Consider the following 25,177-nt stretch of genomic DNA (forward strand, 5'->3'; position numbering starts at 1 on the left):
GCCGGCTTTTTTATGGGCTGCATTTTTTATCAGGTATACATTCATCGGGTAAACATATGTCTGAAAATCATACCGAGCACTCTGAATCACGCGCGCTCACGCTGACTATTCCTGAGCAGCCCGCATCACCCAGCACCTATCTTGATGGTGAGCTTAATTGCCCGACACTCAAGCAACGGCTTGAGGCATTTCAATTTTGGCTGGCTGAAGCATTCAACGGCGGAATCAGTGCCGAAACATTAATTGCTGCGCGCAGTGATTACATCGATCGTCTGTTGCGACGGTTATGGACATTCTACGGCTTTGATGAGGTGCCAGAAACCGCGCTGGTCGCCGTCGGTGGCTATGGCCGTGGCGAACTGCATCCACTGTCAGACATTGATGTGCTGGTGCTGAGTAGACAGCGCCTGAATGATGAGCATGCTCAGCAAATTGGTCAATTGATAACATTGCTATGGGATCTGAAGCTGGAAGTGGGCCATAGCGTACGAACGCTAGAAGAGTGCTTGCTGGAGGGGCTAGCCGACCTCACCGTCGCCACCAATATGATTGAATCTCGCTTGATTTGCGGCGATGTGGCCCTGTTCTTACAGATGCAAAAACACGTTTTTAGCGATGGATTCTGGCCCTCCCCCCAATTCTTCCATGCCAAGATTGTCGAGCAGCAAGAGCGGCATAAGCGCTACCACGGTACTAGCTACAATCTCGAGCCAGACATCAAAAGCAGCCCCGGCGGGTTAAGGGATATCCATACCCTGCTCTGGGTGGCGCGCCGCCATTTTGGTGCCACTTCGCTAAGTGAGATGGTTGATTTTGGTTTTCTGACCAAAGCTGAGCGCAATGAACTGATTGAAAGCCAGAGTTTTTTATGGCGCATCCGTTTTGCGCTGCATCTGGTATTGACCCGTTACGATAACCGCCTGCTATTTGATCGCCAACTGAGCGTTGCCCAACTATTGCAATATCAGGGCGAAGGCAATCAACCGGTCGAACATATGATGAAAGACTTTTATCGTATGACACGCCGGGTCAGCGAACTGAACAATATGCTGTTGCAGCTGTTTGACGAAGCCATACTGGCACTGGATACCAATGAAAAGCCGCGTCCACTGGATGATGAATTTCAGTTACGTGGTGATCTCATTGATTTGCGTGATGAGAACCTCTTTGTACAGCAGCCCGAAGCGATTATGCGCATGTTTTACCTGATGGTGCGCAATCAGGAAATCAAAGGCATCTACTCCACCACAGTGCGCCGCTTGCGTCATGCGCGTCGGCATCTGAAACAACCGCTATGTCACATTCCTGAAGCCCGTAAGCTGTTTATGGCCATTTTGCGCCACCCCGGTGCGGTTTCTCGCGCATTACTGCCGATGCACCGCCACAGCGTGCTGTGGGCCTATATGCCGCAATGGGGCAGCATTGTCGGCCAGATGCAGTTTGACCTGTTTCATGCTTATACCGTTGATGAGCACACGATTCGGGTGCTCCTTAAGCTCGAAAGTTTCGCCGATGAAAAAACGCGGCCACAGCATCCTTTATGTGTCGAGCTTTATCCACGCCTGCCTCAACCTGAATTACTGCTACTCGCGGCGCTATTCCACGATATTGCCAAAGGCCGTGGTGGTGACCATTCAATACTGGGCGCTCACGATGTACTGGAGTTTGCTGAGCAACATGGGCTTAACTCACGCGAGGCTCAGTTGGTCGCTTGGTTAGTGCGCTGCCATTTATTGATGTCAGTAACAGCCCAGCGCCGAGACATTCAGGACCCGGATGTTATCCAGCAATTCTCCGCCGAGGTGCAAAGCGAAACTCGCTTGCGCTATTTAGTCAGCCTAACCGTGGCCGATATTTGCGCCACCAATGAAACCCTGTGGAATAGCTGGAAACAGAGCCTGTTACGCGAACTCTATTTTGCGACAGAGAAACAGCTACGTCGTGGCATGCAAAATAGTCCAGATTTGCGTGAGCGTGTCCGCCACCATCGGCTACAGGCCCTAGCGCTGCTGAGGATGGATAATATTGATGAAGAAGCGTTACATCGTATCTGGAGCCGCTGCCGAGCTGATTACTTCCTGCGCCATTCACCTAATCAATTAGCTTGGCATGCCCGCCATTTACTGGCCCATGACTCCACCAAGCCGCTGGTATTAGTTAGCCATCAGGCAACCCGTGGTGGTACCGAAATATTCATCTGGAGCCCTGACCGCCCATCGCTATTTGCCGCGGTTGTCGGCGAATTGGATCGCCGCAACCTGAGTGTCCATGACGCACAGATTTTCACCAACCGTGATGGGATGGCGATGGATACTTTTGTCGTGCTGGAGCCAGATGGCAGCCCACTGGCGCAAGACAGACATCCCATCATCAGTCATGCCTTGGAGCAGGCCATGACGCAGCCGAACTATCAGCATCCGCGCGTCAGGCGTCTATCACCTAAGCTGCGGCATTTCAGCGTACCGACTGAAACTAACTTTTTGCCGACGCATAATGAGCGCCGGACTTATCTAGAGCTGACTGCGCTGGACCAGCCGGGCTTGCTGGCTCGTGTTGGCGAGATCTTTGCCGATTTAGGATTATCGCTACATAGCGCACGTATTACGACGATCGGCGAACGGGTGGAGGATCTATTTGTGTTAGCCGACAAAGATCGCCGCGCATTGAGTGTTGAAACGCGCCGTGAATTAGCACAACGGTTGACAGATACCCTCAATCCGAACGATAAACTGTGATACAAATAACTTTTTAGCCATTAATTTACTTACAACCGCTACCCAAATTTATTGAAGTTGTAGCAAGGCAGCAGCTTCAAATAAAAAGGGTATAAATGTTAGGGAAGAGAACAGGATGCAACAACTACAAAACGTGATTGAAACTGCCTTCGAGCGCCGTGCAGATATTACTCCGGCTAACGTAGACACCGTAACTCGCGAAGCGATTAACCACGTGATTGATCTGCTTGATACTGGCGCACTGCGTGTTGCAGAAAAAATTGACGGTCAGTGGGTCACTCACCAATGGCTGAAGAAAGCGGTTCTGCTCTCTTTCCGCATCAATGACAACCAAGTCATGGAAGGCGCAGAAACCCGCTACTACGATAAAGTGCCAATGAAATTCGCCGGTTATGACGAAGCTCGTTTCCAGCGCGAAGGCTTCCGTGTCGTGCCGCCAGCCACTGTGCGCAAAGGCGCGTTTATTGCCCGTAATACTGTGCTGATGCCCTCTTATGTGAATATTGGCGCTTTCGTTGATGAAGGCACCATGGTCGACACATGGGCGACTGTGGGTTCTTGCGCGCAAATTGGTAAGAACGTTCACTTGTCCGGTGGTGTGGGCATTGGCGGCGTACTGGAACCGCTGCAAGCTAACCCAACCATTATCGAAGATAACTGCTTTGTTGGTGCACGTTCAGAAGTGGTTGAAGGGGTTATCGTTGAAGAGGGCTCCGTTATCTCCATGGGTGTATTTATTGGTCAAAGCACCCGTATTTATGATCGCGAAACCGGTGAGATCCACTATGGCCGTGTTCCAGCGGGTTCTGTTGTCGTTTCAGGCAACCTGCCATCGAAAGACGGTAGCTACAGCCTGTACTGTGCGGTTATCGTGAAGAAAGTTGATGCGAAAACGCGCGGAAAAGTCGGTATTAATGAGTTATTACGTACCATCGACTAACATTGAACCAGCGGGCTAACCACCCGCTATTTTTTTGCCTTGTTGCTGACTTAATTCAAGGACAAAGAATATCGCCTGCAATCACATATTAAGATGGTATTTACCGTCATAATCATAAACTGTGGAATATAAAATATTAAAAGGTGGCGCTATGTATGACAATCTGAAAAGCTTAGGAATCACACAACCAGAAGATGTCGATCGCTATAGCCTGCGTCAGGAGGCCAATAACGACATTCTGAAAATTTACTTCCGCAAAGATAAAGGCGAGTTTTTTGCCAAGAGTGTGAAATTTAAATACCCACGCCAACGTAAAACCGTTGTGGCTGATAATGCCGGTCATGGCTACAAAGAGATCAATGAAATTAATCCGAATCTACGTTATGTCATTGATGAGTTAGATCAACTGTGCAAACGAGATCAGATTGAAGTTGATTTGAAACGTAAAATTCTGGATGACTTGCATCATTTAGAAAGCGTTGTCGCCAATAAGATTTCTGAGATTGAATCCGATCTGGAAAAATTAACCAGCGGTCGTTAAATCGGGCAGTGGGTATTCAGTTTGGTCCGTATTGTGGCGTAACTTGACGCCACAATACGGTTATATTTTAGCACTGACTGAAATACATTAGTCCTGATGTGCCATTTAGCGGTAAGCGGCTACTCCTGCCGATATCTCATTCATCATCCGCACACCATTATTTTTAGCTGTTCCTATAGCTATGCCGTAATCAGCGCTATAACGATTAGGCGTGGAATAATAATGTGAGTCATTTCCTGCCATGATGGTTGAAAGCAACCCATACCCCTGATTGTATGATTCGCTCTCACCACCATGATATATACCCATATTATGACCCAGTTCATGGCGCATAACAGTCGTTCCGCAGTTTGTCGAACCTGTGCCAACCATATTCTTCTCTGAAGGACCTAGCCATGCCAGGCCACAGCCATCTTCAGTACCTTCATAATAAATACCGTCGGCTTTTAAGGTATTCCGCCACCCCTGCACTTCAAGATCTTCTCGTAACTCATTAAGAGGATGACCCAGTTCACGCCAGTGAGCTTTTGCCGCTACTTGCCGTATGTCAACCGCACGATAGCGAAAATTAGCACCCGAATTTTCCAGCGCTTTATTTGTCAACGCCAAGCCCTCAGTTAGACGAGCTTCCATCACCTCTTTACCTAAACGATCGGCGGCTTTATCGCTGTAAAGTAATAACAGATCAATGGTGACTGTTTCTCTGAACCAGAGCCCTTTTCCGTCCACTTTAAATACGACCGTCTCACCATTAAAGACTTTTTCGTTTGTCTCATCGGCTACGACAGATATATCCCATTCGGCGCTACTGGTAATAATGACTCGGCTACCAGGCTGTTGTGCTGTAGGTAGTCGTAATTCCGGTTGATAATTGCCATTAGCTGCATTAATGATCGTTCGTGGCGTGCGTAATTCGGGCACTTTGCCATCAGTAATATCTTGTGCTTGATAAAGGGTGTCCGGTGACTGTACTAATTGCCACTTTCCATTTTCAGCAATATAGAAAAAGTCATATTGCTCACCCTTTTGTAGTTTCATTACCCCCGGCTCATTAACATTGTCAGCATTAATATACGTCACTGTATCAGTTGACGATTTTAGTGTGATTTTGTCACGATCAGCGGCTTTCTCAGGTAGCTTTATTGTCTCTCGCCAAGAGTTATCAGTAATAGTCACTAACGTAGTTTGTGAGGTCGGATAAGGTATTTCATCCTGAATATCACCTGCTTCTATCTGTCTTATTGGTGCAGATTCCAACACCCAACGATTAAATTTCTCCAAATATTTGAAAACATACTGGTCACCCGATTTTATCGTCGTGGTACTATCATATAACAGATGCTCTGCAGATATTTTTGAATCACTAGCTGCCATAGAGCGAATAATAATAAGCGTCCCATCCTTGCCGGTGGATGGAAGCGTAATCTCAGGCACCCAGTCATCATTCTTCATCAAATAATAGGTAATTCTTTGGGTACTCTCAGAGAGAGTATTGCCGACACTGTTTGGTGTCAGAATATTAACCCCTGTCCCCTCGATATCCCATTGCTGCAAATCTGCATGATATTGGAAAGTATACTCACTGTCTGCTGTGATTTTCAATGACGTGAATGGGAGATGTAGGTCAGCAACAAAAGTTGCTGATGATTTGATAACAACGATACTTTTATCTGCCGGTTGCAGTGGCAATATAATATCTTTGGTCCAGTTACCGTCTGAAAGCTCGAATACAATCTCATCATAGCCTGACGGCAATACACCATTTCCCAGCTTAATCGGTGTGGTAGACAAAGTTTTAGGTATTATCTGCGTTTTTCTGCTTTGACTCTGCCCGTGACTGACAACTTCCTCCTCCTTGCTGTTATCGTCTAAAGAACTAATATGTACTTGGAAATCTGATATTTCATTACTATCATCTTTATCGCTTACATTAGCGGTTGAGTCCGATGTTTCATCACTATTGTCTGTAACGCTAATATATCCCATTGAACTCGGTATTTCATTACCCATATTATCTTGCGGTTCAACGGGGATAGAAGTAATCCACCAACCACTAACTTTGCATGTCGTCTCATACCTGCAAATATACTGCACTCCAGGCTTAATCGTTTTTATATCACTATATCCTATATTGCTATCCGAAATTTTTGAGTCCGAATCAGCTGTAGAAGTAATAATAATGATCGCGCCAGTTACTGACTTAGCTGGAAGCGTAACTTCATACACCCAATTATCATTATCTATCATAAAATAGGTGAGATTTTTAGGATTATCAGGAATAGTACTGCCGGTAATACTGGGTGTCAGATAAGCAACGCTCTCCCCACTGACCTTCCATTTCCGAATATCTGCATGATATTCGAAAAAATACTCATTATTCGGCTGAAATTGCAAGAACATTGACAGAAGTCTTAGATGGAAGGTCCTCCTTCCAGAATATCGGATAGCAACGATACTTTTATCCGCAGGATCTTTTGGCAATTCAAGCTCATTAGCCCAATTATCATTTGAAAAATCTATTACAATCTTATTGTAGCCTGAAGGCAACACAACACGATCAAGTGGATCAGGTCTCATAAACAAAGTTTTAGGTATCAGCTCCGTTTTTCTGCTTTGACTCTGCTCGTGACTGACAACTTCCTCCTCCTTGCTGCTATCGTCTAAAGAGCTAATATGTACTTGGGAATCGGGTATTTCATTACTATCATCTTTATCGCTTACATTAGCGGTTGAGTCCGATGTTTCATCACTATTGTCTGTAACGCTAATATTTCCCATTGAACTCGGCATTTCATTACCCATATTATCTTGCGGTTCGATTGATACAGAATCAATTATCCAACCACTAGCATTGTTTATAGACTGATATCGGTAAACAGACTGCTCACCGGGTTTAATCGTCTTAGAACCGCCATATAATATATTGCTGCCTGATAATTGTGATTCCTCGCATGCGGTGGAACTAATAATAATAACGGCTCCGTCCTCTGCCGTAGCTGGCAACGTAACCTCAGCCACATAGTTGCAATTATTCATCGAATAGTAGGTCAAGCGCTGGGGGTTATCAGGAATAATATTACCGACACTGTTTGGTGTCAGATAATTAATACTTATTATCTTGATACTCCAATCCTGAATGTCTGCATCATACTCAAGTTCATATTGATTACCTGCCTTAATATCCAATAAGCCGAATGAGCCTTGTAGCTTCGCATCCCAAGTTGCTGAGGAGCGAATAACGACTCTACTTTTATCCGCAGGTTGCTCGGGTAATACAATATCGTTAACCCAATTACCATCTGACAGTTCAAATACAATCTCATTATAACGGGAAGGCAGTACACCACCGCCAAGTTGATTAGGCGTGGTAAAAAAGAAGGAGTTACTCATAGGTTTTGCGTCTCTTAAACAAATAAATTAAGTCACTGCATTGGCAGCGGCAGCAACTTTACACAGAGGCAATTTATGAGCTATTTCTACGAGAACTAATTATGAGAAAAGAAGAAGTATTGAAGATAACAAAGATGTAGCCTCAGTTTTATTATGTGTATTAATGACTAAATCTGAGGCCAAATAACGATGCTTATTATTGAACTAAACGACCCCACTGCTCTACCCATGGCGCTGAAACAACTTCCGGCTCTGGGTGCTCAATGGCATCAATTTCCAATCTTTCGCCAATCCGCGTCGCACCCTGCTCTTGTAACAATGCATCGAATGTACGCCCTGCGCCGCAGAAATTATCATAACTGCTGTCGCCCAGAGCAATAACGCCATAGCGCAGTTCAGGTTGAAATCCTAGCTGATCGCGCACTGCGACAAAGAGCGGAGCAATACTATCGGGAAAATCGCCCTGCCCGGTCGTCGAAGTGACCACCAGCGCATAATGTTGGCGATAATATTGCCAGGCTTCTAAGGTACCCTCGTCGAACACTTTAACTTCGTGGCCCTGCTCTTTCAGTATGTTTTCGGCCTCTTCTGCCACTAACAACGCGTTACCGTAGACTGTGCCAACAAAAACTCCGATCTGAGCCATACAATAGATACCCTTTTAGCTAGAAAAAATTATTCACTATCCTGACCGTCGGTGGCGGAAAACTCAACCCTTTCAAGATGAGGGGCAATGCCAGACCAACCAAAATGTGACATCAATCCTTGCCAGGATTCATCCCAACGCGCCGTAAGCGAAAGTGCTTCACCTGTCACCGGATGATTCAGCTTTAAATGGCTAGCGTGTAGCATAAGTCTTGAACAATCAAAATGTTGTGCAATACCACGATTCTGGCGTAAGTCGCCGTGGGTGCTATCGCCAATGATTGGATGGCGGATATGCGCCATATGCCGCCGTAACTGATGCTTACGTCCGGTTTCCGGTTTCAGCTCCATTAAGCTGAAACGCGCAGTGTCGTAGCGACCAATAGCAACAGGAACTTCCACTTGTGCTAGCGGCTGATAATGAGTGACTGAAGGCTGCGGAGCCTTATCTGGGCGGGAAAATTTATCAGCAATTTTATCCAGTTCCTCAGTCATTTCATAATCAACCGTTCCCCCCTCCAGCACATATCCACGAACTACCGCATGATATGTTTTCTGGATTTGGTGCTGTTCAAATTGCAAAGAGAGCGCACGAGCGACATCGCTGGATAGCGCCATCAACAGCACCCCTGATGTTGGACGATCCAGGCGGTGCACGGTATAAACATGCTGACCAATCTGGTCGCGCACTGTTTGCATCACAAATAGGGTTTCGTGACTGTCCAGCCAGCTACGATGAACCAGCCAACCCGCCGGCTTATTCACCGCAACTATATATTCATCTTGATAGATTATTTCCAGCATTAGTTACTTTCTTTATTCAGCAGGTCATCGAGGCGCCGTAAGTGTATCAGCAGTGCCGTGCAATCGGGTCGGTCATCGCCACTCAACGCCTCTTCAAAATAGGGCGTGATAGCAAAACGGGTTGGCAGTGGGCCATTCGCTTCCAGCAATGCATACATCCGGGGAATAAGTACCCATTGCAACCACTGCTCCGCATCCATGGTATCGATGCTGAAAGGTTCATTGCTTTCGAAAGCTTCGGCTTGTGGCGGAACTGTTTGCCAAAGATCAATGGCCCGCATAGCAAGTTCAATATCCTGCAAGCTCTGACGCACTTGATTTTCTGTATTCATGATTATGCTCTCAACCAAAAAAAAGCCATTTACCGGGCTGATTCAACGGCGGCAAAGCATACCACTGAAGCAGGCTATGCCCAAGTTCACACCATAGATAACCGCTGCAACTTATGCAAAATGCAGATAAAAAAAGGGGTACTGTTTTACCAGTACCCCTCGATTCGTTTTATAGCTATCCAGCTAAAAGTGATGCTCCCTGCTCAGTCCTTGAAAACTTTTCCGTTCGGTTATCCTAACCAGCAATCCGTAGCGTTGTCCTACACCATCCCGGCGCTAATCCTGAGGTTATCCTAACCCACCATCCATCCTGAACCGGCTCTCAATCTCCATCCTGGAGGTGTCCTCTGTTTCATCCTGAAACGTCCCTTCACTCGTCCTAAGCAGTCCCTGTGTTCTTCATCCTGAAGTGGTAGCATCCGATACCATCCTTCTCCACCAGATCCTATCCGGCGAGTAGAAGGATCGCTTAAACGACAAAGGGTGACAAGGTACTGTAAGGAGATTGGTGCTGACACTTTTTCATATAAAAAAATGAATGTTTATAACAAAGTGATTTTATTGAAGATAAATCTGGCACAAGAATTTTACATATGAGCAATAGAAGTGATGTCTCACAGGCCGTGTGCGAGATCTCTCACACGCACCTGTATCTGAATACAGGATAACCACTTATTTATTCAGGTAATACGGGACGTAGTGCATCTAGAAAATGTACGAGCGTCGAAGCCAGTAACGTACGTTTACCGCTGCCAAATTGCTCTAACACCACATTGCCGCTGACATTACACAGTGAAGCCATAGTCATTTCTGACTCCGTGGTTGCCAAAAACAGCGTCGGAGAGAGTTTCAGCCTTTTTTGTGTGACCAAGTGACCGATCAGATTCTCTTGTAAGCGAATAAAGTCATCTTCGCTCCATACTTGCAGCAAACTAAAACGGTGATCACCGAGATCAGCCATCATATCGCCAGCGTATTGGTAGGTATAAAATTCATGAATATCAGGGTGAAGTTGAATCTCCAGTGCCCGCTCAACATTGCTCAAATTAGCATCTGCAACACAAGGTTGAGGTAACCAAATCACCTGATTATCCTGCGTTTCTACGATACAAGGCGAGGGTACGCCATAGAGTTCGTCACTGGCAGGATGATGCCCTGTTTGCTGCTGCCATAAATCGATATAGCGTTGAGTAAAACTGTTCAGTGCCGTTGAAACGTTCTGGTCCATTCTTAATTCTCAGTATCGCGGCAGCTTGCACTGCAACATGATGGGCATCTCACCCGCTTAGAAATACGGTTAAACGCGGCATAAATTGATAAACTCGGAGTATTGTACCGAACTCTCACCATGGAAACAGCATGTCTTCATATCAAGACCACAAAGCGCTGGCGGAACTGACGCTGGGCAAACCAACCGCATATCGTGATCACTATGACGTGACCTTGCTACAAGCCGTACCACGCAGCATGAATCGCGAGCCTCTCGGCTTGTATCCAGATAGCTTGCCCTTTCATGGTGCTGATATCTGGACACTTTATGAGTTATCTTGGCTAAACAGCAACGGGCTACCGCAGGTCGCGGTGGGCGAAATAAGTCTGAATGCGAATAGCGTCAATTTGATTGAATCAAAAAGCTTCAAACTTTATCTCAACAGTTTCAACCAAACCGTTTTTGCTGACTGGGAAAGTGTTCAAGCGACTTTGCAACGTGATTTGGCCGCCTGTGCTGTGGGTGATGTCAGTGTCACACTGTACCGGCTCGATGAAATAACGGATCAGCCGATTGCCAATTTTGTGGGAGAGTGCCTGGATCAGCAGGATATTCGCATTGATAGCTATGAATTTAGTGCCGATTATCTGCAAGGCGCAGCGGGGGCCAATCACGTAGAAGAGAGCCTCGTCAGCCACCTGCTCAAATCCAACTGCCTGATCACCCACCAACCTGATTGGGGCTCCGTGCAGATCAGCTACAGCGGCCCGCAAATTAACCGAGAAGCACTGCTGCGCTATCTGGTCTCTTTCCGCCATCACAACGAATTTCACGAACAGTGTGTAGAGCGCATCTTCAATGACATCATGCGTTTTTGTCAGCCAAAAACCTTGTCTGTCTATGCCCGCTATACTCGCCGTGGTGGGCTGGATATCAACCCTTGGCGCTCCAATACCGATTTTGTACCGTCAACAGGTCGTCTGGCCCGGCAATAAATGCGTGCATGTGCGCAACATTTTAGCTCAGCGCACGTTAATGTTGGCAAAATTAAGGGGAGGACGTTAAGGTTAATTACAGTATCTTCAGGCTATTTTCAGCAGAAAAACACAAACTGAATACTGAAAGATCTCTCTGATATTCCTAGGCAAAATAGAAAGTAGCATTCTGATACACGGGCACTACCACCCTAAAGGGTGTAAAGGAGCAACTTTGATTACACATGTCAGCCCACTCGGCTCAATGGATCTGTTATCACAGCTAGAAGTGGATATGCTCAAGCGTACAGCTAGCAGTGATCTGTACCGTTTATTCCGTAATTGCTCATTGGCCGTTCTCAACTCAGGTAGCCTGACTGACAACAGCAAAGAGCTTTTATCGCGCTATGAAACCTTTGATATCAACGTACTGCGCCGCGAGCGTGGTGTGAAGCTCGAATTGGTGAATCCGCCAGAACATGCCTTTGTGGATGGTAAAATTATCCGCTCTTTACAGGCAAACCTCTTTGCCGTGCTGCGCGACATCTTATTTGTGAATGGGCAAATTGTTAGCGCAGAACATTACCAGCATTTGAATATGGGAAGCTCCAGTCATTTGACCAACTTGGTCTTCTCCATTTTACGTAATGCCCGCGCCCTGCATATTGATGAAGAACCGAATATGGTTGTTTGTTGGGGCGGTCATTCAATCAATGAAAATGAGTATTTATACGCCCGTAAGGTCGGTAGCCAGCTCGGTTTACGTGAGTTGAACATCTGTACTGGCTGTGGGCCGGGTGCGATGGAAGCCCCGATGAAAGGTGCAGCTGTCGGTCATGCCCAACAGCGCTACAGAAATAGTCGTTTTATCGGCATGACCGAGCCTTCAATCATTGCAGCAGAACCGCCAAACCCGCTGGTCAATGAACTGGTTATCATGCCTGACATTGAAAAACGGCTAGAAGCCTTCGTCCGTATCGCGCACGGGATAATTATTTTCCCTGGCGGTGTGGGGACAGCCGAAGAGCTACTCTATCTGTTAGGCATTCTGATGAATCCGGAAAACAGTGAGCAGGTATTACCACTGATTTTAACCGGGCCGAAAGAGAGTGCCGATTACTTCCGCGTTGTGGATGAATTCATCATGAATACACTGGGTGATGAAGCGCGTAAGTATTACCAAATCATTATTGGTGATCCGGATGAAGTGGCTCGCCAGATGAAAAAAGCGATGCCATTAGTGAAAGAGAATCGCCGTAATACGGGTGATGCTTATAGCTTTAACTGGTCAATCCGCATCGAGTCTGATTTGCAGCACCCATTTGAGCCAACCCATGAAAATATGGCGAACCTGAACTTGTCCCATAATCAGCCCCCTGAGAAACTGGCCGCAGCGTTACGACGTGCCTTCTCTGGAATTGTGGCGGGTAATGTGAAAGAAGTAGGAATTCATGCGATTGAGGCTAACGGGCCATTCAAATTACACGGTGACCCGCAATTGATGAAGCAGATGGATAGCCTATTACAAGGCTTTATCGCTCAACAACGAATGAAATTACCGGGCAGTGATTATACTCCTTGCTATGAAATCTGTAGCTAAAAGAGAAAGGCGCAATCACTGGGCAGCGTTGAGTTTTAGCGCTGCCCAATTCTACTCTGGCTAAACGCTCATATAAAACAGGCTATGCAAATCCACCTCCTTATTGTTGATGCCCTTAATTTAATTCGCCGCATTCACGCAGTACAGGGCTCGCCTTGCATTAAGGCTTGCCAACATGCGTTGCAACAGTTGATTCAGCACAGCCAACCCACACATGCCGTGGCGGTTTTTGATGAAGATGACCGCTCAGACAGCTGGCGTCATCAGTGTCTGCCGGATTACAAAGCGGGCCGTTCGCCCATGCCCGATAATCTACAGCAGGAAATGCCCCTAATCCGCGAGGCATTCAATTCGCTAGGCATCGCTTGCTGGCATTCACCGGGCAATGAAGCTGATGACTTGGCCGCAACGCTGGCAACTAAAATTGGCGGTGCAGGACATCAAGTGACGATTGTTTCGACCGACAAAGGTTACTGTCAGCTATTAGCACCGAATGTGCAGATTCGTGATTACTTTCAGAAGCGCTGGCTGGATATGCCGTTTGTGAAACAGGAGTTCGGCGTATTACCACACCAACTGCCTGACTACTGGGGTCTTGCCGGAATTAGCAGCAGTAAAATTCCCGGCGTCGCGGGTATTGGGGCAAAAACCGCCGCGTTATTGCTGCAACAAGTCAACACGCTAGAGGCACTCTATCAAGGACTGGAGTCAGTACCGGAGAAATGGCGTAAAAAGTTGCAACAACACCAAGAAATGGCGTTTATTTGCAAAAAAATCGCCACATTGAAAACTGATTTGCCATTGAGTGGCAACTTACAACAGCTTCGTTTACAGAAAGATTGAGGGGCCAAAAGGCTCCTCAGACTACTGACAACCCCCGATGACTCGATCGGGAACGGTGAGGACAGGCGGAAGAGTAAAGCGTCCGCACCAGGACGGCGCGGCTCGAACCTCCAGGAAGGGATTTACGGCGTCTTTACTATCCGCCTGTTCTCTCCGCCGCTGGCACTTTGTCAATAACCTCAGGGGCCAAAAAGCCCCTTAATCTAACGCGATATCACTGATTTTTATTCGCGCTCATCACGGCGACCCGGCGCCCCAGACCAAATCCGACGCACATGCACCGTCACTTCCTCACGGTCATGGTAGAGCTGCTTGCACTGAATATGGGCATTGATCCCATTTTCTTTCAGTTGCTCATCCATCATTTCCAAGTTTTCCAAAACGATTTCAAACCGTTTTTTCATCGGTAATTTCAGGTTGAAAATCGCCTCACGGCACCAACCATTTACCAGCCATTTGATGATAAGTTCAGTTACCTTGGCCGGTTTCTCTACCATATCGCACACTAACCAGTAGATATTGCTGCGCGTTGGCTCATATTTAAAACCATCAACACGGTGATGTGTCACCTGCCCAGTATCCATCAGGCTTTGTGCCATAGAACCGTTATCAACGGCCTGAATCATCATGCTGCGTTGTACCAACTGATAGGTCCAACCACCGGGGCATGCGCCTAAATCAACAGCATGCATACCACTGGCTAAGCGCTCTTCCCATTCATCCGCAGGGATAAACATATGGAAAGCTTCTTCCAGTTTTAAGGTTGAGCGGCTTGGGGCATCAGACGGGAATTTAAGACGTGGGATCCCCATATAGAATGGAGAGTTGTTATTGCTATATGAGTAGCCGACATAACAACAGCCTGACGCGATAAAGAACACATGCACCACTGGACGATGAGCATTTTCACGGGCGGACAGAATTTTCTGTGCGCGCATGGCGCTACGCAAAGGGACTGTCAGCTTGCGACAAAACTTCAGTAACTCTTTGCTTTCATTAGTGTCAGGGACTTCAACCCGCAGCTCACCCGCTTTTTCGATAACACCGGTCAACATGCCCACAATCGGTGACACACGATCTTCCGGTGGTAAGTCTTTCAACAACTCCCCCACCACCATCATTTGACGGGCAAAAATCAGCTCACGGAAGGGTACTTCACGGATCAAGCGATCAGCATCTTCCAACTGATAACACTCAAACAGCACATAGCCGCTGTTATCTTTGACTCGCGCAAAACCAAAAATTTCGAGCTCAGCCGCTTTCGCGGTAATTTCTGCCGCACACTCTTTCTCAAAGCCGGAGCGGCAATATAAAGCAATTTTATTATTCATGGCGTTCTGCCCTTTTTCTTAGACGCAGCGCGCCAATCAACATCAAAATCCATCCCGCCAAGAAACATACTCCGCCAATTGGCGTGATATAGACCCACAGTTTCAGGTGCGATAGAGCCAGGCAGTATAAACTGCCGCTAAAGAGTAGCGTTCCGAGCGCTAACAAGGCTCCACTCCAGTAAAACCAAATACTTATCTGCCGCTGCATAGCAACAGCCAATGCCAGAATCGCCAACGTATGGAACCCTTGGTACTCCAGCCCGGTACGGATCCAGGCCATCTCATTTGGCCCCAATGTGGCGCTCAATACATGGGCACCAAAAGCACCTAAAGCCACATAGACAAAACCGCTCAGCGCGGCAAATATCAGCATTAAACGACTGTTCATCGCCATTAACCTTGAATTAGATAGAGTGATACCCTTGGTACTCAACGCTGCAAGCTGCAACGCCCAAGACTTTAGGTATGTCGTTATATCAGGCAATAACCTATTTTATCGTAGCCAGCGACCATCGTGAATGGGTTGTCATTACTGCGCAGATACTCTGTTCGCTAAACACCTTGATTGATCATTTGTCATAGCGAAAACGCAACTTCTCCTGCTCACTGGCAGCTCTTGCCAGTATCCACTGACGAAAGGCGGCTATTTTACCCAGTTCTGCCTGACTGTCATGACAAACCAGATAAAAAGCATTTTTACTCACCAATACATCATTAAATGGGCACACCAATCGCCCAGCTTCAATCTCTGACTGCGCCATCACGTTATTCACCAGCGCAATACCTTGCCCATGAACGGCAGCCTGAACCACCATGGCGCTATGGCTGAATATTGGCCCTTGTTGCACATTAATCTGCGGTACACCCAGTTGACGGGTATACGCCATCCAGTCCCGGCGGGAAGTATCATGCAACAGCGTATGATAAGCCAGATCTGCCGGTACTTTTAATCCATGCTCACCCATTAATAAGCTGGGAGCACAGACGGGGAGTAAAAATTCGGCATAAAGACGTTCAGTGCGCAAGCCAGTCCAATTACCCCGGCCATAAAATATCGCAACGTCGACATCATCAGCGAGTTTATCTTCTTCCCGATCCACCGCCTGGATCCTGACATCAATGCCAGGATAAGCGGCATTAAATCCAGAAAGACGCGGGACCAACCATTGAATAGCAAAACTTGGGGGCAGACTTACCGTCAGTGCACCTTTCGCACTGCGGGCCTGTAATTTGCGAGTGGCTTCATTGATCGAGGTGAAAATCTCTTTGATGTCGAGGTAATAGCTCTGACCCTCTTCGGTCAGCAACAAAGAACGGTTACGACGACGGAACAGTTTTAGCCCGAGAAAATCCTCCAGGGACTTTATCTGGTGGCTAACTGCGGCTTGGGTGACAAATAACTCGTCAGCCGCTTTAGTAAAACTCAGGTGGCGTGCGGCCGCATCGAAAACCCGCAAGGCGTTCAAGGGTGGTAATCGTTTTGACATGAATTGGATACTTTTTTATAACGGCTCATCCTCAGATGAAACCCTTTGTTTACTTATTAGTTTTTGTAATCCGAGGCATTATAAATTGTCCGTTGATGATGTGCCAGCAAATACCTATAGTGGCGGCACTTCCCAAGCCGGAACGAAAAGTAGGTTTAGTATCCAGGTACTGAAATGCTTTTGGCTTTGTGGTTGTGATGTTGTGTTTGCAAATGGTCTGGTGTCCCAGACATAGTAGCTAAGCTACTGTTTTTTTTTCACTTCCTGTACATTTACCCTGTCTGTCCATAGTGATTTTATGCAGCACCGCCATTTTCGCGGTGCTTTTTTTTATCCAATTTTTAGCGTTTGCTTATTTCTTAGAGCTTAAATGTAAGCGCCACTTTGGCTTGCACATCAGTCAGAGCTTACATTTAAGTTGTTACCAAGGTTTTTTAAGCCGCGTCAGACATCATTACAACGACGACTTAACCTAAAGCTAATTGCCCTCAACCATCTCTTTGACTTCTGAGCGATTAATTTGCAGCTCGGTGCCATTGGCATCGGTGTAACTTATCATCCCTGTCTCATCATCTACTTTAGGTTTACCATCAGCAACGATAGTGCGACCATCATTAGTATGCATGACATAGTTGCTTGAACAGCCTGCTAAAGTAAAAGTGAGCATGAGTGCAGAAATTACGGCAGCTGTCTTTTTCATGGGTGACTCCTTGCAGATTAAAATGCTGAAAAACTCAGTTCCATTACCAGACAAATGGTTGTGTCCGTTACTATTCAGCATAACCCGCTTATGACATATTTCCAGCCATCAGGGTTGTTAGTGGGTGATTTATGAACAAAACGCGTCAGAATGAGACTGTTCCGAAGTGAACCAAAGGATGCAAAAAACGGTATGAAGGCTTTTAATCCAACGGATTTTCGTCAGGAATTTCCGGCAATTAGCGATGAGATAATCTATCTGGACAGCGCGGCAACTGCCCTAAAGCCCCGAGCCATGATTGAGGCAACACAGCTGTTCTATCAGCAGGATGCCGCGACAGTACATCGCAGCCAGCATCAATCGGCATTATCATTGACGGTCCGTTTTGAAGAGACTCGCCAACAGGTGGCTGACTTTATTAATGCCCCCGCAGCAGAAAATATCGTTTGGACCCGTGGCACGACCGAAGCGATTAACCTCGTGGCGCAAAGTTACGCTCGCCCTCGCCTACAAGCTGGCGATGAAATTATTGTTAGCGAAGCAGAACATCATGCGAACCTAATCCCCTGGCTTATGGTTGCTGAGCAGACAGGGGCTAGAATCATTAAGTTGCCTATCAGTCTTGACCACCTACCTGATTTATCACAACTGCCGCTATTGCTGAATGATAAAACACGCGTCTTGGCACTGGGGCAGATGTCTAATGTCACCGGCGGCAGTCCAGAATTGGCGAGCGCAATAGCACTTGCACACCAATATAATTGTGTTGTTATGGTGGATGGGGCGCAGGGTATTGTCCACAGCCCAGCAGACGTTCAAGCACTAGATATTGATTTTTATGCTTTTTCCGCCCATAAACTGTACGGCCCGACCGGTATTGGGGTGCTGTACGGTAAATCAGAATTACTGGATGAGATGCCCGCCTGGCAAGGTGGCGGGAAAATGCTTACTCATGCTTCATTCGGTGGTTTCACGCCTCATGAGGTGCCCTACCGCTTTGAGGCAGGTACGCCAAATATTGCTGGCGTGATTGGCTTATCGGCGGTGCTCAGTTGGCTCGAACATATTGATCTGGAAGAGGCCGAGGTATATAGCCAAAGTTTAGCGACGATGGCGGAAAATAAGCTGGCTGAATTGCCGGGCTTTCGCAGCTTCCGTTGCCAGCAATCGAGTTTGCTCGCCTTCACTTTTGACGGCATTCATCACAGCGATTTAGTGACATTGCTGGCGGAACAAGGTATTGCGCTACGCGCTGGGCAGCACTGTGCGCAACCACTCATGGCGGCGCTGGGGATCAATGGCAGCCTGCGAGCATCATTCGCGCCTTATAATACCGCTGACGATGCTGAAATGCTGTGCGCCGCGATCGCTAAGGCGTTGGAGCTCTTGCAAGATTAAGTGTCACCGGATGATAATTCCGATAAATATCAACATGCAATAAAACGAGAAAACGATGATTGCGCCGCACCCTTTTGGTCACGATATTACTGAAACTCAGCTTATCGAGACATTCAGTACCCACAAACAGTGGGAAGATCGTTATCGCCAGTTAATTTTGCTGGCTAAACAACTCCCGCCACTGCCGGACTCATTGAAACAAAATGAACTGGAATTAACCGGTTGTGAAAACCGAGTGTGGCTGGGGCATCAGCATCTACCAGATGGCAGTTTACATTTCTACGGCGACAGTGAAGGGCGTATTGTTCGTGGGTTACTGGCGGTGATTTTGACCGCTGTAGAAGGCAAAACTCCGCAACAGGTCTTGGCAGAAGATCCATTGGCGCTGTTTGATCAACTCGGTTTACGCCAGCAATTAAGTACTTCGCGCGCCAGTGGTTTGCAAGCACTGGCACAGGGTGTACGGGCGATCGCTGCCCAATATCGCTAGCGGTAAACGATTACGCCTGACGTGCCGCCTTCGCCATCATTTTTTTCAATGCATGGGACACCGCAACAAAACCAAAGGTCGCGGTGACCATGGTTGCCGAACCGAAACCTGAAGTACAATCCATTTTCTTTGGACCTTCAGCGGTACTACGGGAGGCACAGACCGAACCATCGGCCTGCGGGTAAACTAAAGGCTCGCTGGAGAAAACGCAGTCGATCCCCAGTTTTCCTTTGCTGTTTTTCACCACATTAAAATCATTTTTCAGTCTTTCACGTAGCTTCGCCGCCAGTGGATCCTGAATGGTTTTCGCCAGATCCACCACTTCAATGCGCGTTGGATCGATTTGCCCGCCCGCGCCACCAGTGGTGACTACTGGGATTTTATAACGGCGACAGTAGGACAGCAGTGCTGCTTTTGGGCGAACACTGTCTATTGCATCAATGACATAGCTGAAATTATTATTTAAAAGCTCGGCAACATTATCTGCGGTAATGAAATCATCGATACAAGTCACCCGACATTCAGGATTGATAGCCAGAATGCGCTCCGCCATCACTTCCGTTTTAGCCTGCCCGACATTGTGCCGCAATGCATGGATCTGGCGATTAGTATTGGTGACGCAAACATCATCCATATCAATCAGCGTGATCGCGCCAATGCCCGTACGTGCCAGTGCTTCCGCAGCCCAAGACCCCACGCCGCCAATGCCGATAACACAAACATGCGCCTGCGAAAAAAGTGTCAGCGCCTGTTGCCCATAAAGGCGCGCAATACCACCAAACCGCTGTTGGTAAGCTTCGGAAAAGGCAGTGCTCATAGACTTGTTACCTTAATGACTTAGAAATAATAAATGGCTTTAATAAAATTGATGGAGCAAATGCAAAAGCGGCCAGTTGGCCGCCAGATAAAGAGTGAATCTATTACATCAAATAATCTGCTTACTGACCTTGATTGCTCACCAATAGCGATAAACCATTGCCAGCGGGTGCAGTTTTAGCACCACCTTGATAGGCAGTAAACAGTGGCCCATTACTTTGGGCATTTTTCAGCACCCAAACACGACCATAATGGTTGTAGAAACCGGCCGCTTGCCCTGCTTCATGACCAATCCCCTGATAAATATCAAAGTGTTGACCTTTAATTGCCCCCCCCACATCCAGTGCGACCATTAGGCGCATCTGATATTGACCAGTGAATTTGCCCTGATTATCCAGTAAGGGAACTTCAGCCAACAACGTAGTACCCGCCGGGATCAACGAACGGTCAGAAGCCACCGAGGCTTTGGCTATCAGAGGAACCGCACTAGCCCCTTTTACTGGCGCATACATTTCCGGTTTAAAGAAGACAAAGGAGGGATTTTGCTCTAATAACTCTCTGACTTCAGCTTCGCTATGAGTTTCAGCCCAATGACGGATAGCCTGCATCGACATATCAGCTTTAGCAACTTCTCCGCGATCAATCAGTACCTTACCAATACTACGATAAGCATGACCGTTTTTACCTGCATACCCGAAGAAGGTTAGTGGCCGCCCATCACCATAATCGACATAACCGCTGCCCTGCACTTCCATCATAAAGTTATCCACCAATGAATTGGTGTACGCGATAATTAAGTTACGGTTATCCAATGCGCCTGAATATATTGAGGCACGATCAGGTAAACGCCCCTTTCCTTTAGTGGGCATACGATAAAGTGGATAGCGGAATTCGCCTTGTTGGGTATAGCGCGCCTGAAGTACTGGGGTGTAATAGCCAGTAAATTGCACATTACCGAAGTTATCCACGCCTTCCATTTGGTAGGCATTCAAGCCAAATAGATTTAACTTGCTGGTATCAGCGCCCGCCAACATCCAGTTTTCTACCGCATTAAATGTACTACTATTACGGCCATACAGACCCGGTGAAGATTGGTTAATCACTTTCACCTGATCAGAATAATCTTTTGCGTTGACTGGCTTACCTGTCGCATTTGGCTCATTCACCAACTCCAGTGGCTGCTCCAGATGCCCATCCTTATATTGCTGCCCACGATCGGTTGGCCGTGATTGGCAGCCAGCCAGAACAGCAATCATTATTCCACTCAATAGGTATTTGCCCCAACGACTTGTCATTTCACGCCTTCTATTACTCATATTATCTACCGACGAACGATAACAAACGCCTATAGATAAAGGAATCAGCAGGTGGAAAAAAATCCCCTGATGCCATTGTGGGGAAAAAGGAAACAGATAGTTGATAAATTAATCGAAAAAACCTATTTACCTAAATTAAGTGGCAAAACTACTTGCAACAGATCTCATCCAGAGTATAGTGCGCTCAATCGGACGCGGGGTGGAGCAGCCTGGTAGCTCGTCGGGCTCATAACCCGAAGGTCGTCGGTTCAAATCCGGCCCCCGCAACCAACCGATACTGGCTACCAGCAGTATCAAATGTCGTCCGATAGCCTTGAAACTTAAGACTAATTAGGTAGAATGGCAGTTCAGCTGTGAAAACAGCAACAGAAGTAAAAGTGTAATGACGGACGCGGGGTGGAGCAGCCTGGTAGCTCGTCGGGCTCATAACCCGAAGGTCGTCGGTTCAAATCCGGCCCCCGCAACCAATTACACGGTTAAGTAATAAGAGATAAAGAGTAAGATAGAAAAGAGTATTAAGACGGACGCGGGGTGGAGCAGCCTGGTAGCTCGTCGGGCTCATAACCCGAAGGTCGTCGGTTCAAATCCGGCCCCCGCAACCAATTCTTAATCATTTTCATATCAACATCAGACACCCTAAAGGGTGTTTTTTTGTTTCTGGTTTTCAATAAATATCGAGAGTTCCCCCCAGCAAGGGCTAACCCACCCCTGCGGTACATCAATAGCATCTCCCTAACTGATTACACCCGTGCCATCGCCCCACCATTAGCAAAATAGGCTTTGATGCCAGCAAAAATAGATTCAGCAACTTGCTGCTGAAAATGGCTGGTACGTAATTTCCGCTCTTCTTCCAGATTGCTGATAAATGCCGTTTCAACCAAGATTGATGGAATATCTGGCGCTTTCAAAACTGCAAAGCCCGCCTGATCGACACGGTTCTTATGCAGCTTATTAATTTTACCCATTCGGTTAAGCACTTCTTTACCAAACTTCAGACTGTCATTGATGGTCGCCGTTTGCAGCAAATCAATCATGGTATGGTCCAGATAGCGATCCCCACTTTTGCTGACCCCACCAATTTGGTCTGCCTCATTCTGCGTCTGGGCCAAGAAGCGTGCTGCGGTACTGGTTGCCCCCTTGGTCGATAACGCAAATACGGAGGAGCCTCTGGCGGCCTGACTGGTGAATGCATCGGCATGAATTGAGATAAATAAATCCGCACGCTGTTTACGAGCTTTTGCCACTCGCACTTTCAGCGGGATAAAGACATCTTCATTGCGGGTCATAAACACTCGCATATTCGCTTCTTTCTGGATCAGCGTCCGTAGCCGGCGGGCAATTTGCAACACAATATCTTTTTCGCGCGTCTTATTTCGCCCAATTGCGCCAGGGTCTTCACCGCCGTGACCGGGATCCAGCATGATAACAATCGGCCTATCCCGCCCCGCTTTACCCACTTTGGGTGTCTCTGCGGGTAAATTACGTTCCACATTGCCTTTATTATAATCTTCCAACAATGCCAGTAAGGGATCGTCTTCAATCGAGGTACTGCCCTGTTCGGGATATAAATCCACGACCAAGCGGTTACGAAACTTAGCGAAGGGTTTCAGCGTAAATAGTTGTGGACTGATGCTTTGTTTCAACTCCAACACCAGGCGGACGGTATTTTTATCAAACTGCCCAACTCGTGCCTGCTTAAGGTAAGGATCACCGGACTGCACTTGGCTACTGATCTCTTTCAGTACGCTATTGAGATGTACACCTTCAATATCAACCACTATACGGTCCGGATTTTTCAGCGCAAATTGACGATATTTTAGCGGGGTATTGGATTCCAGCGTCACCCGGGTATAAGTGGAAGAGGGCCAAACCCTGACGGCGATAATATGTGAAGAAGCAGCAAATCCAACCCGGCTGACACTTAGCATCCAGGCTGCGGCAGCACCTTGTAGTAGACGGCGACGCCCAGAATTATGATTTGAATCTGCCATGTAACTCCAAAGTAACAACCAAAATATGAATAAAAAACAAACAAAAAGTTTTATGAGGAAAAACTTTAACGAATCAATTCAATGCTGTCATTAGAAAAACATTATTTATGTTATTCGATTTATTAATAGTTATGCGTCATACATATGCAATTGATCGTAATTTGTTGCTTGCCATCTTGGTCAAAAAAGAATAAAAATACAAAAATAGCGAATAAAAATTCAATGAGGGTCTGCCGTGAAGGAACGTAGTACTGAACTGGTCCAGGGATTTCGTCACTCAGTTCCCTATATCAATGCACACCGTGGCAAGACATTTGTCGTCATGTTGGGTGGTGAGGCGATTGAACATGAGAACTTCTCTAGTATCGTCAACGATATCGGTTTGTTGCATAGTCTTGGCATCCGGCTGGTCGTGGTCTACGGCGCACGCCCACAAATCGATAGCAATCTGGCACAGCATCACTACGAACCTATTTATCACAAACATACCCGAGTCACAGATGCCCGAACGCTGGAAATGGTTAAGCAAGCTGCGGGTTTATTGCAGCTGGATATCACCGCTAGATTATCAATGAGTTTGAATAATACTCCACTGCAAGGCGCGCATATTAATGTGGTTAGCGGCAACTTTATTATTGCCCAACCATTAGGTGTTGATGACGGTGTGGATTATTGTCATAGCGGACGCATTCGGAGGATTGATGAGGATGCTATCCATCGTCAATTAGATAATGGCGCTATCGTATTGCTAGGGCCGGTTGCGGTCTCAGTGACTGGCGAGAGTTTTAACCTCACGTCAGAAGAGGTGGCCACGCAATTAGCTATCAAACTCAAAGCGGAAAAAATGATCGGTTTCTGCTCATCCCAAGGGGTGACGGACAGCGAAGGCAACATTATTTCAGAACTGTTCCCCAATGATGCTCAAAAACGGATCGAGGATCTTGAGCAAGAGGGTGATTACAACTCGGGTACAGTCCGTTTTCTACGTGGGGCAGTAAAAGCTTGTCGCAGCGGCGTGCGTCGTAGCCATTTGCTGAGTTATCAGGAGGATGGCGCGCTAGTGCAAGAGCTGTTCTCCCGTGATGGTATCGGCACCCAAATTGTGATGGAGAGTGCGGAGCAAGTGCGCCGCGCCACCATTAATGATATTGGCGGCATACTGGAGCTGATTCGCCCACTGGAACAACAAGGGATTTTAGTCCGCCGCTCACGAGAACAGCTTGAGATGGAGATCGATAAGTTCACCATTATTGAGCGAGATAATCTGACGATTGCCTGCGCTGCACTTTATCCATTCCCCGAGGAGCAAATCGGTGAAATGGCATGTGTGGCCGTGCATCCGGACTATCGTAGCTCCTCCCGTGGGGAGATGCTTCTCAAACGAGTCGCAAACCAGGCACGTCAAATGGGCCTTAAAAAGCTGTTTGTGTTAACCACCCGCAGTATTCACTGGTTCCAAGAGCGTGGTTTTACTCCAGCTGAGGTTGAGGTTTTACCGATTCAGAAGCAGGAGTTATATAACTATCAGCGGCGCTCAAAGATTCTGCTGGCTGATTTGTAGCAGTGCGTCGAGAACTCGATCTGGAACGGTGAGGACAGGCGGAAGAGTAAAGCATCCGCGCCATCAGCGATGC

21 protein-coding genes and 3 tRNA genes are annotated in these 25,177 nt (G+C 47.2%); 12 read left to right on the forward strand and 12 right to left on the reverse strand.

What is annotated here, in order from left to right:
• Positions 1 to 56: 56 nt before the first annotated feature.
• From glnD to ACZ76_RS04670, 3 genes are all read left to right on the forward strand, one after another.
• Positions 57 to 2,735, forward strand: coding sequence for a bifunctional uridylyltransferase/uridylyl-removing protein GlnD (glnD, locus tag ACZ76_RS04660; RefSeq protein WP_048617241.1), 2,679 nt, complete (start codon positions 57 to 59; stop codon positions 2,733 to 2,735).
• 115 nt (positions 2,736 to 2,850) lie between these two features.
• Positions 2,851 to 3,675 carry a 2,3,4,5-tetrahydropyridine-2,6-dicarboxylate N-succinyltransferase gene (dapD, locus tag ACZ76_RS04665; protein ID WP_004391708.1) on the forward strand — a complete coding sequence of 275 codons (825 nt, stop codon included), beginning with the start codon at positions 2,851 to 2,853 and terminating at the stop codon, positions 3,673 to 3,675.
• Between the two features lie 151 nt (positions 3,676 to 3,826).
• Positions 3,827 to 4,216, forward strand: a complete 390-nt coding sequence (locus tag ACZ76_RS04670) for a DUF3461 family protein (protein ID WP_048617244.1) — start codon at positions 3,827 to 3,829, stop codon at positions 4,214 to 4,216.
• 105 nt (positions 4,217 to 4,321) lie between these two features.
• Here ACZ76_RS04670 and ACZ76_RS04675 read toward each other — a convergent pair whose 3' ends face one another.
• The 5 genes from ACZ76_RS04675 to syd form a co-directional block, all read right to left on the reverse strand.
• Entirely contained in the window at positions 4,322 to 7,606 is a 3,285-nt protein-coding gene (locus ACZ76_RS04675) for a hypothetical protein (RefSeq protein ID WP_048617246.1), read from the reverse strand.
• Between the two features lie 196 nt (positions 7,607 to 7,802).
• Positions 7,803 to 8,252: a flavodoxin gene (locus tag ACZ76_RS04680; RefSeq protein ID WP_048617248.1), complete on the reverse strand. Its 450-nt coding sequence runs from the start codon at positions 8,250 to 8,252 to the stop codon at positions 7,803 to 7,805.
• 29 nt (positions 8,253 to 8,281) lie between these two features.
• Positions 8,282 to 9,055, reverse strand: coding sequence for a tRNA pseudouridine(65) synthase TruC (truC, locus tag ACZ76_RS04685; RefSeq protein ID WP_048617250.1), 774 nt, complete (start codon positions 9,053 to 9,055; stop codon positions 8,282 to 8,284).
• On the reverse strand, positions 9,055 to 9,387 hold the full coding sequence (locus tag ACZ76_RS04690; RefSeq protein WP_048617252.1) for a YqcC family protein: 333 nt from the start codon (positions 9,385 to 9,387) through the stop codon (positions 9,055 to 9,057). The genes truC and ACZ76_RS04690 overlap by 1 nt, the downstream gene beginning before the upstream one ends.
• Before the next feature lie 676 nt (positions 9,388 to 10,063).
• Positions 10,064 to 10,615 carry a SecY-interacting protein gene (syd, locus tag ACZ76_RS04695; RefSeq protein ID WP_048617255.1) on the reverse strand — a complete coding sequence of 184 codons (552 nt, stop codon included), beginning with the start codon at positions 10,613 to 10,615 and terminating at the stop codon, positions 10,064 to 10,066.
• A 131-nt stretch (positions 10,616 to 10,746) separates the two neighbouring features.
• On the opposite strand from syd, the gene queF reads away from it, so the two are divergent.
• From queF to xni, 3 genes are all read left to right on the forward strand, one after another.
• Positions 10,747 to 11,592, forward strand: a complete 846-nt coding sequence (gene queF, locus ACZ76_RS04700; protein ID WP_048617256.1) for an NADPH-dependent 7-cyano-7-deazaguanine reductase QueF — start codon at positions 10,747 to 10,749, stop codon at positions 11,590 to 11,592.
• Positions 11,593 to 11,806: 214 nt separating this feature from the next.
• A complete protein-coding gene (gene ppnN, locus ACZ76_RS04705) occupies positions 11,807 to 13,171 on the forward strand; it encodes a nucleotide 5'-monophosphate nucleosidase PpnN (protein WP_048617258.1) in 1,365 nt (454 codons plus the stop codon).
• 84 nt (positions 13,172 to 13,255) lie between these two features.
• The gene (gene xni, locus ACZ76_RS04710) at positions 13,256 to 14,014 is read left to right on the forward strand and encodes a flap endonuclease Xni (protein ID WP_048617260.1); all 759 of its coding nucleotides are present in this window, start codon (positions 13,256 to 13,258) and stop codon (positions 14,012 to 14,014) included.
• Between the two features lie 224 nt (positions 14,015 to 14,238).
• Here the strand turns inward: xni and rlmM are convergent, their stop codons facing one another.
• From rlmM to ACZ76_RS04730, 4 genes are all read right to left on the reverse strand, one after another.
• Positions 14,239 to 15,345, reverse strand: a complete 1,107-nt coding sequence (gene rlmM, locus ACZ76_RS04715; RefSeq protein WP_048617262.1) for a 23S rRNA (cytidine(2498)-2'-O)-methyltransferase RlmM — start codon at positions 15,343 to 15,345, stop codon at positions 14,239 to 14,241.
• Entirely contained in the window at positions 15,338 to 15,733 is a 396-nt protein-coding gene (locus ACZ76_RS04720; protein WP_072081011.1) for a DUF423 domain-containing protein, read from the reverse strand. The genes rlmM and ACZ76_RS04720 overlap by 8 nt, the downstream gene beginning before the upstream one ends.
• A gap of 181 nt (positions 15,734 to 15,914) precedes the next feature.
• Entirely contained in the window at positions 15,915 to 16,832 is a 918-nt protein-coding gene (locus tag ACZ76_RS04725) for a transcriptional regulator GcvA (RefSeq protein WP_048617264.1), read from the reverse strand.
• 478 nt (positions 16,833 to 17,310) lie between these two features.
• Positions 17,311 to 17,532, reverse strand: a complete 222-nt coding sequence (locus ACZ76_RS04730; RefSeq protein WP_048617266.1) for a YgdI/YgdR family lipoprotein — start codon at positions 17,530 to 17,532, stop codon at positions 17,311 to 17,313.
• A 192-nt stretch (positions 17,533 to 17,724) separates the two neighbouring features.
• Between ACZ76_RS04730 and csdA the strand changes: the two genes are divergently transcribed.
• Positions 17,725 to 18,930: a cysteine desulfurase CsdA gene (csdA, locus tag ACZ76_RS04735; RefSeq protein WP_048617268.1), complete on the forward strand. Its 1,206-nt coding sequence runs from the start codon at positions 17,725 to 17,727 to the stop codon at positions 18,928 to 18,930.
• 55 nt (positions 18,931 to 18,985) lie between these two features.
• Entirely contained in the window at positions 18,986 to 19,420 is a 435-nt protein-coding gene (gene csdE / locus ACZ76_RS04740; protein ID WP_048617270.1) for a cysteine desulfurase sulfur acceptor subunit CsdE, read from the forward strand.
• Positions 19,421 to 19,430: 10 nt separating this feature from the next.
• Here the strand turns inward: csdE and tcdA are convergent, their stop codons facing one another.
• A complete protein-coding gene (gene tcdA, locus ACZ76_RS04745) occupies positions 19,431 to 20,237 on the reverse strand; it encodes a tRNA cyclic N6-threonylcarbamoyladenosine(37) synthase TcdA (protein ID WP_048617272.1) in 807 nt (268 codons plus the stop codon).
• A 121-nt stretch (positions 20,238 to 20,358) separates the two neighbouring features.
• Positions 20,359 to 21,531 (reverse strand): murein transglycosylase A, encoded by a 1,173-nt coding sequence (gene mltA / locus ACZ76_RS04750; RefSeq protein ID WP_048617273.1) that lies wholly within the window; start codon positions 21,529 to 21,531, stop codon positions 20,359 to 20,361.
• Positions 21,532 to 21,745: 214 nt separating this feature from the next.
• Here mltA and ACZ76_RS04755 point away from each other — a divergent pair.
• The 3 genes from ACZ76_RS04755 to ACZ76_RS04765 all read left to right on the forward strand — a co-directional run bounded on the left by ACZ76_RS04755 (position 21,746) and on the right by ACZ76_RS04765 (position 22,154).
• A tRNA-Met gene (locus ACZ76_RS04755) sits at positions 21,746 to 21,822 on the forward strand.
• A 120-nt stretch (positions 21,823 to 21,942) separates the two neighbouring features.
• Positions 21,943 to 22,019: transfer RNA gene (locus ACZ76_RS04760), tRNA-Met, on the forward strand.
• 58 nt (positions 22,020 to 22,077) lie between these two features.
• Positions 22,078 to 22,154 (forward strand) — tRNA-Met (locus ACZ76_RS04765).
• 138 nt (positions 22,155 to 22,292) lie between these two features.
• Here the strand turns inward: ACZ76_RS04765 and amiC are convergent.
• A complete protein-coding gene (gene amiC / locus ACZ76_RS04770; RefSeq protein ID WP_048617275.1) occupies positions 22,293 to 23,543 on the reverse strand; it encodes an N-acetylmuramoyl-L-alanine amidase AmiC in 1,251 nt (416 codons plus the stop codon).
• Between the two features lie 235 nt (positions 23,544 to 23,778).
• Between amiC and argA the strand changes: the two genes are divergently transcribed.
• The gene (gene argA, locus ACZ76_RS04775) at positions 23,779 to 25,104 is read left to right on the forward strand and encodes an amino-acid N-acetyltransferase (RefSeq protein ID WP_048617277.1); all 1,326 of its coding nucleotides are present in this window, start codon (positions 23,779 to 23,781) and stop codon (positions 25,102 to 25,104) included.
• The last annotated feature ends 73 nt before the right edge of the window (positions 25,105 to 25,177 follow it).

It is taken from the genome of Yersinia aleksiciae, assembly GCF_001047675.1.
GTDB lineage: Bacteria > Pseudomonadota > Gammaproteobacteria > Enterobacterales > Enterobacteriaceae > Yersinia > Yersinia aleksiciae.

Coding starts and splice junctions, on each gene's coding strand:
- glnD (WP_048617241.1), top strand. CDS start 57: ATGTCTGAAAATCATACCGAGCACTCTGAATCACGCGCGCTCACGCTG.
- dapD (WP_004391708.1), top strand. CDS start 2,851: ATGCAACAACTACAAAACGTGATTGAAACTGCCTTCGAGCGCCGTGCA.
- ACZ76_RS04670 (WP_048617244.1), top strand. CDS start 3,827: ATGTATGACAATCTGAAAAGCTTAGGAATCACACAACCAGAAGATGTC.
- ACZ76_RS04675 (WP_048617246.1), bottom strand. CDS start 7,606: ATGAGTAACTCCTTCTTTTTTACCACGCCTAATCAACTTGGCGGTGGT.
- ACZ76_RS04680 (WP_048617248.1), bottom strand. CDS start 8,252: ATGGCTCAGATCGGAGTTTTTGTTGGCACAGTCTACGGTAACGCGTTG.
- truC (WP_048617250.1), bottom strand. CDS start 9,055: ATGCTGGAAATAATCTATCAAGATGAATATATAGTTGCGGTGAATAAG.
- ACZ76_RS04690 (WP_048617252.1), bottom strand. CDS start 9,387: ATGAATACAGAAAATCAAGTGCGTCAGAGCTTGCAGGATATTGAACTT.
- syd (WP_048617255.1), bottom strand. CDS start 10,615: ATGGACCAGAACGTTTCAACGGCACTGAACAGTTTTACTCAACGCTAT.
- queF (WP_048617256.1), top strand. CDS start 10,747: ATGTCTTCATATCAAGACCACAAAGCGCTGGCGGAACTGACGCTGGGC.
- xni (WP_048617260.1), top strand. CDS start 13,256: ATGCAAATCCACCTCCTTATTGTTGATGCCCTTAATTTAATTCGCCGC.
- rlmM (WP_048617262.1), bottom strand. CDS start 15,345: ATGAATAATAAAATTGCTTTATATTGCCGCTCCGGCTTTGAGAAAGAG.
- ACZ76_RS04720 (WP_072081011.1), bottom strand. CDS start 15,733: ATGAACAGTCGTTTAATGCTGATATTTGCCGCGCTGAGCGGTTTTGTC.
- ACZ76_RS04725 (WP_048617264.1), bottom strand. CDS start 16,832: ATGTCAAAACGATTACCACCCTTGAACGCCTTGCGGGTTTTCGATGCG.
- ACZ76_RS04730 (WP_048617266.1), bottom strand. CDS start 17,532: ATGAAAAAGACAGCTGCCGTAATTTCTGCACTCATGCTCACTTTTACT.
- csdA (WP_048617268.1), top strand. CDS start 17,725: ATGAAGGCTTTTAATCCAACGGATTTTCGTCAGGAATTTCCGGCAATT.
- csdE (WP_048617270.1), top strand. CDS start 18,986: ATGATTGCGCCGCACCCTTTTGGTCACGATATTACTGAAACTCAGCTT.
- tcdA (WP_048617272.1), bottom strand. CDS start 20,237: ATGAGCACTGCCTTTTCCGAAGCTTACCAACAGCGGTTTGGTGGTATT.
- mltA (WP_048617273.1), bottom strand. CDS start 21,531: ATGACAAGTCGTTGGGGCAAATACCTATTGAGTGGAATAATGATTGCT.
- amiC (WP_048617275.1), bottom strand. CDS start 23,543: ATGGCAGATTCAAATCATAATTCTGGGCGTCGCCGTCTACTACAAGGT.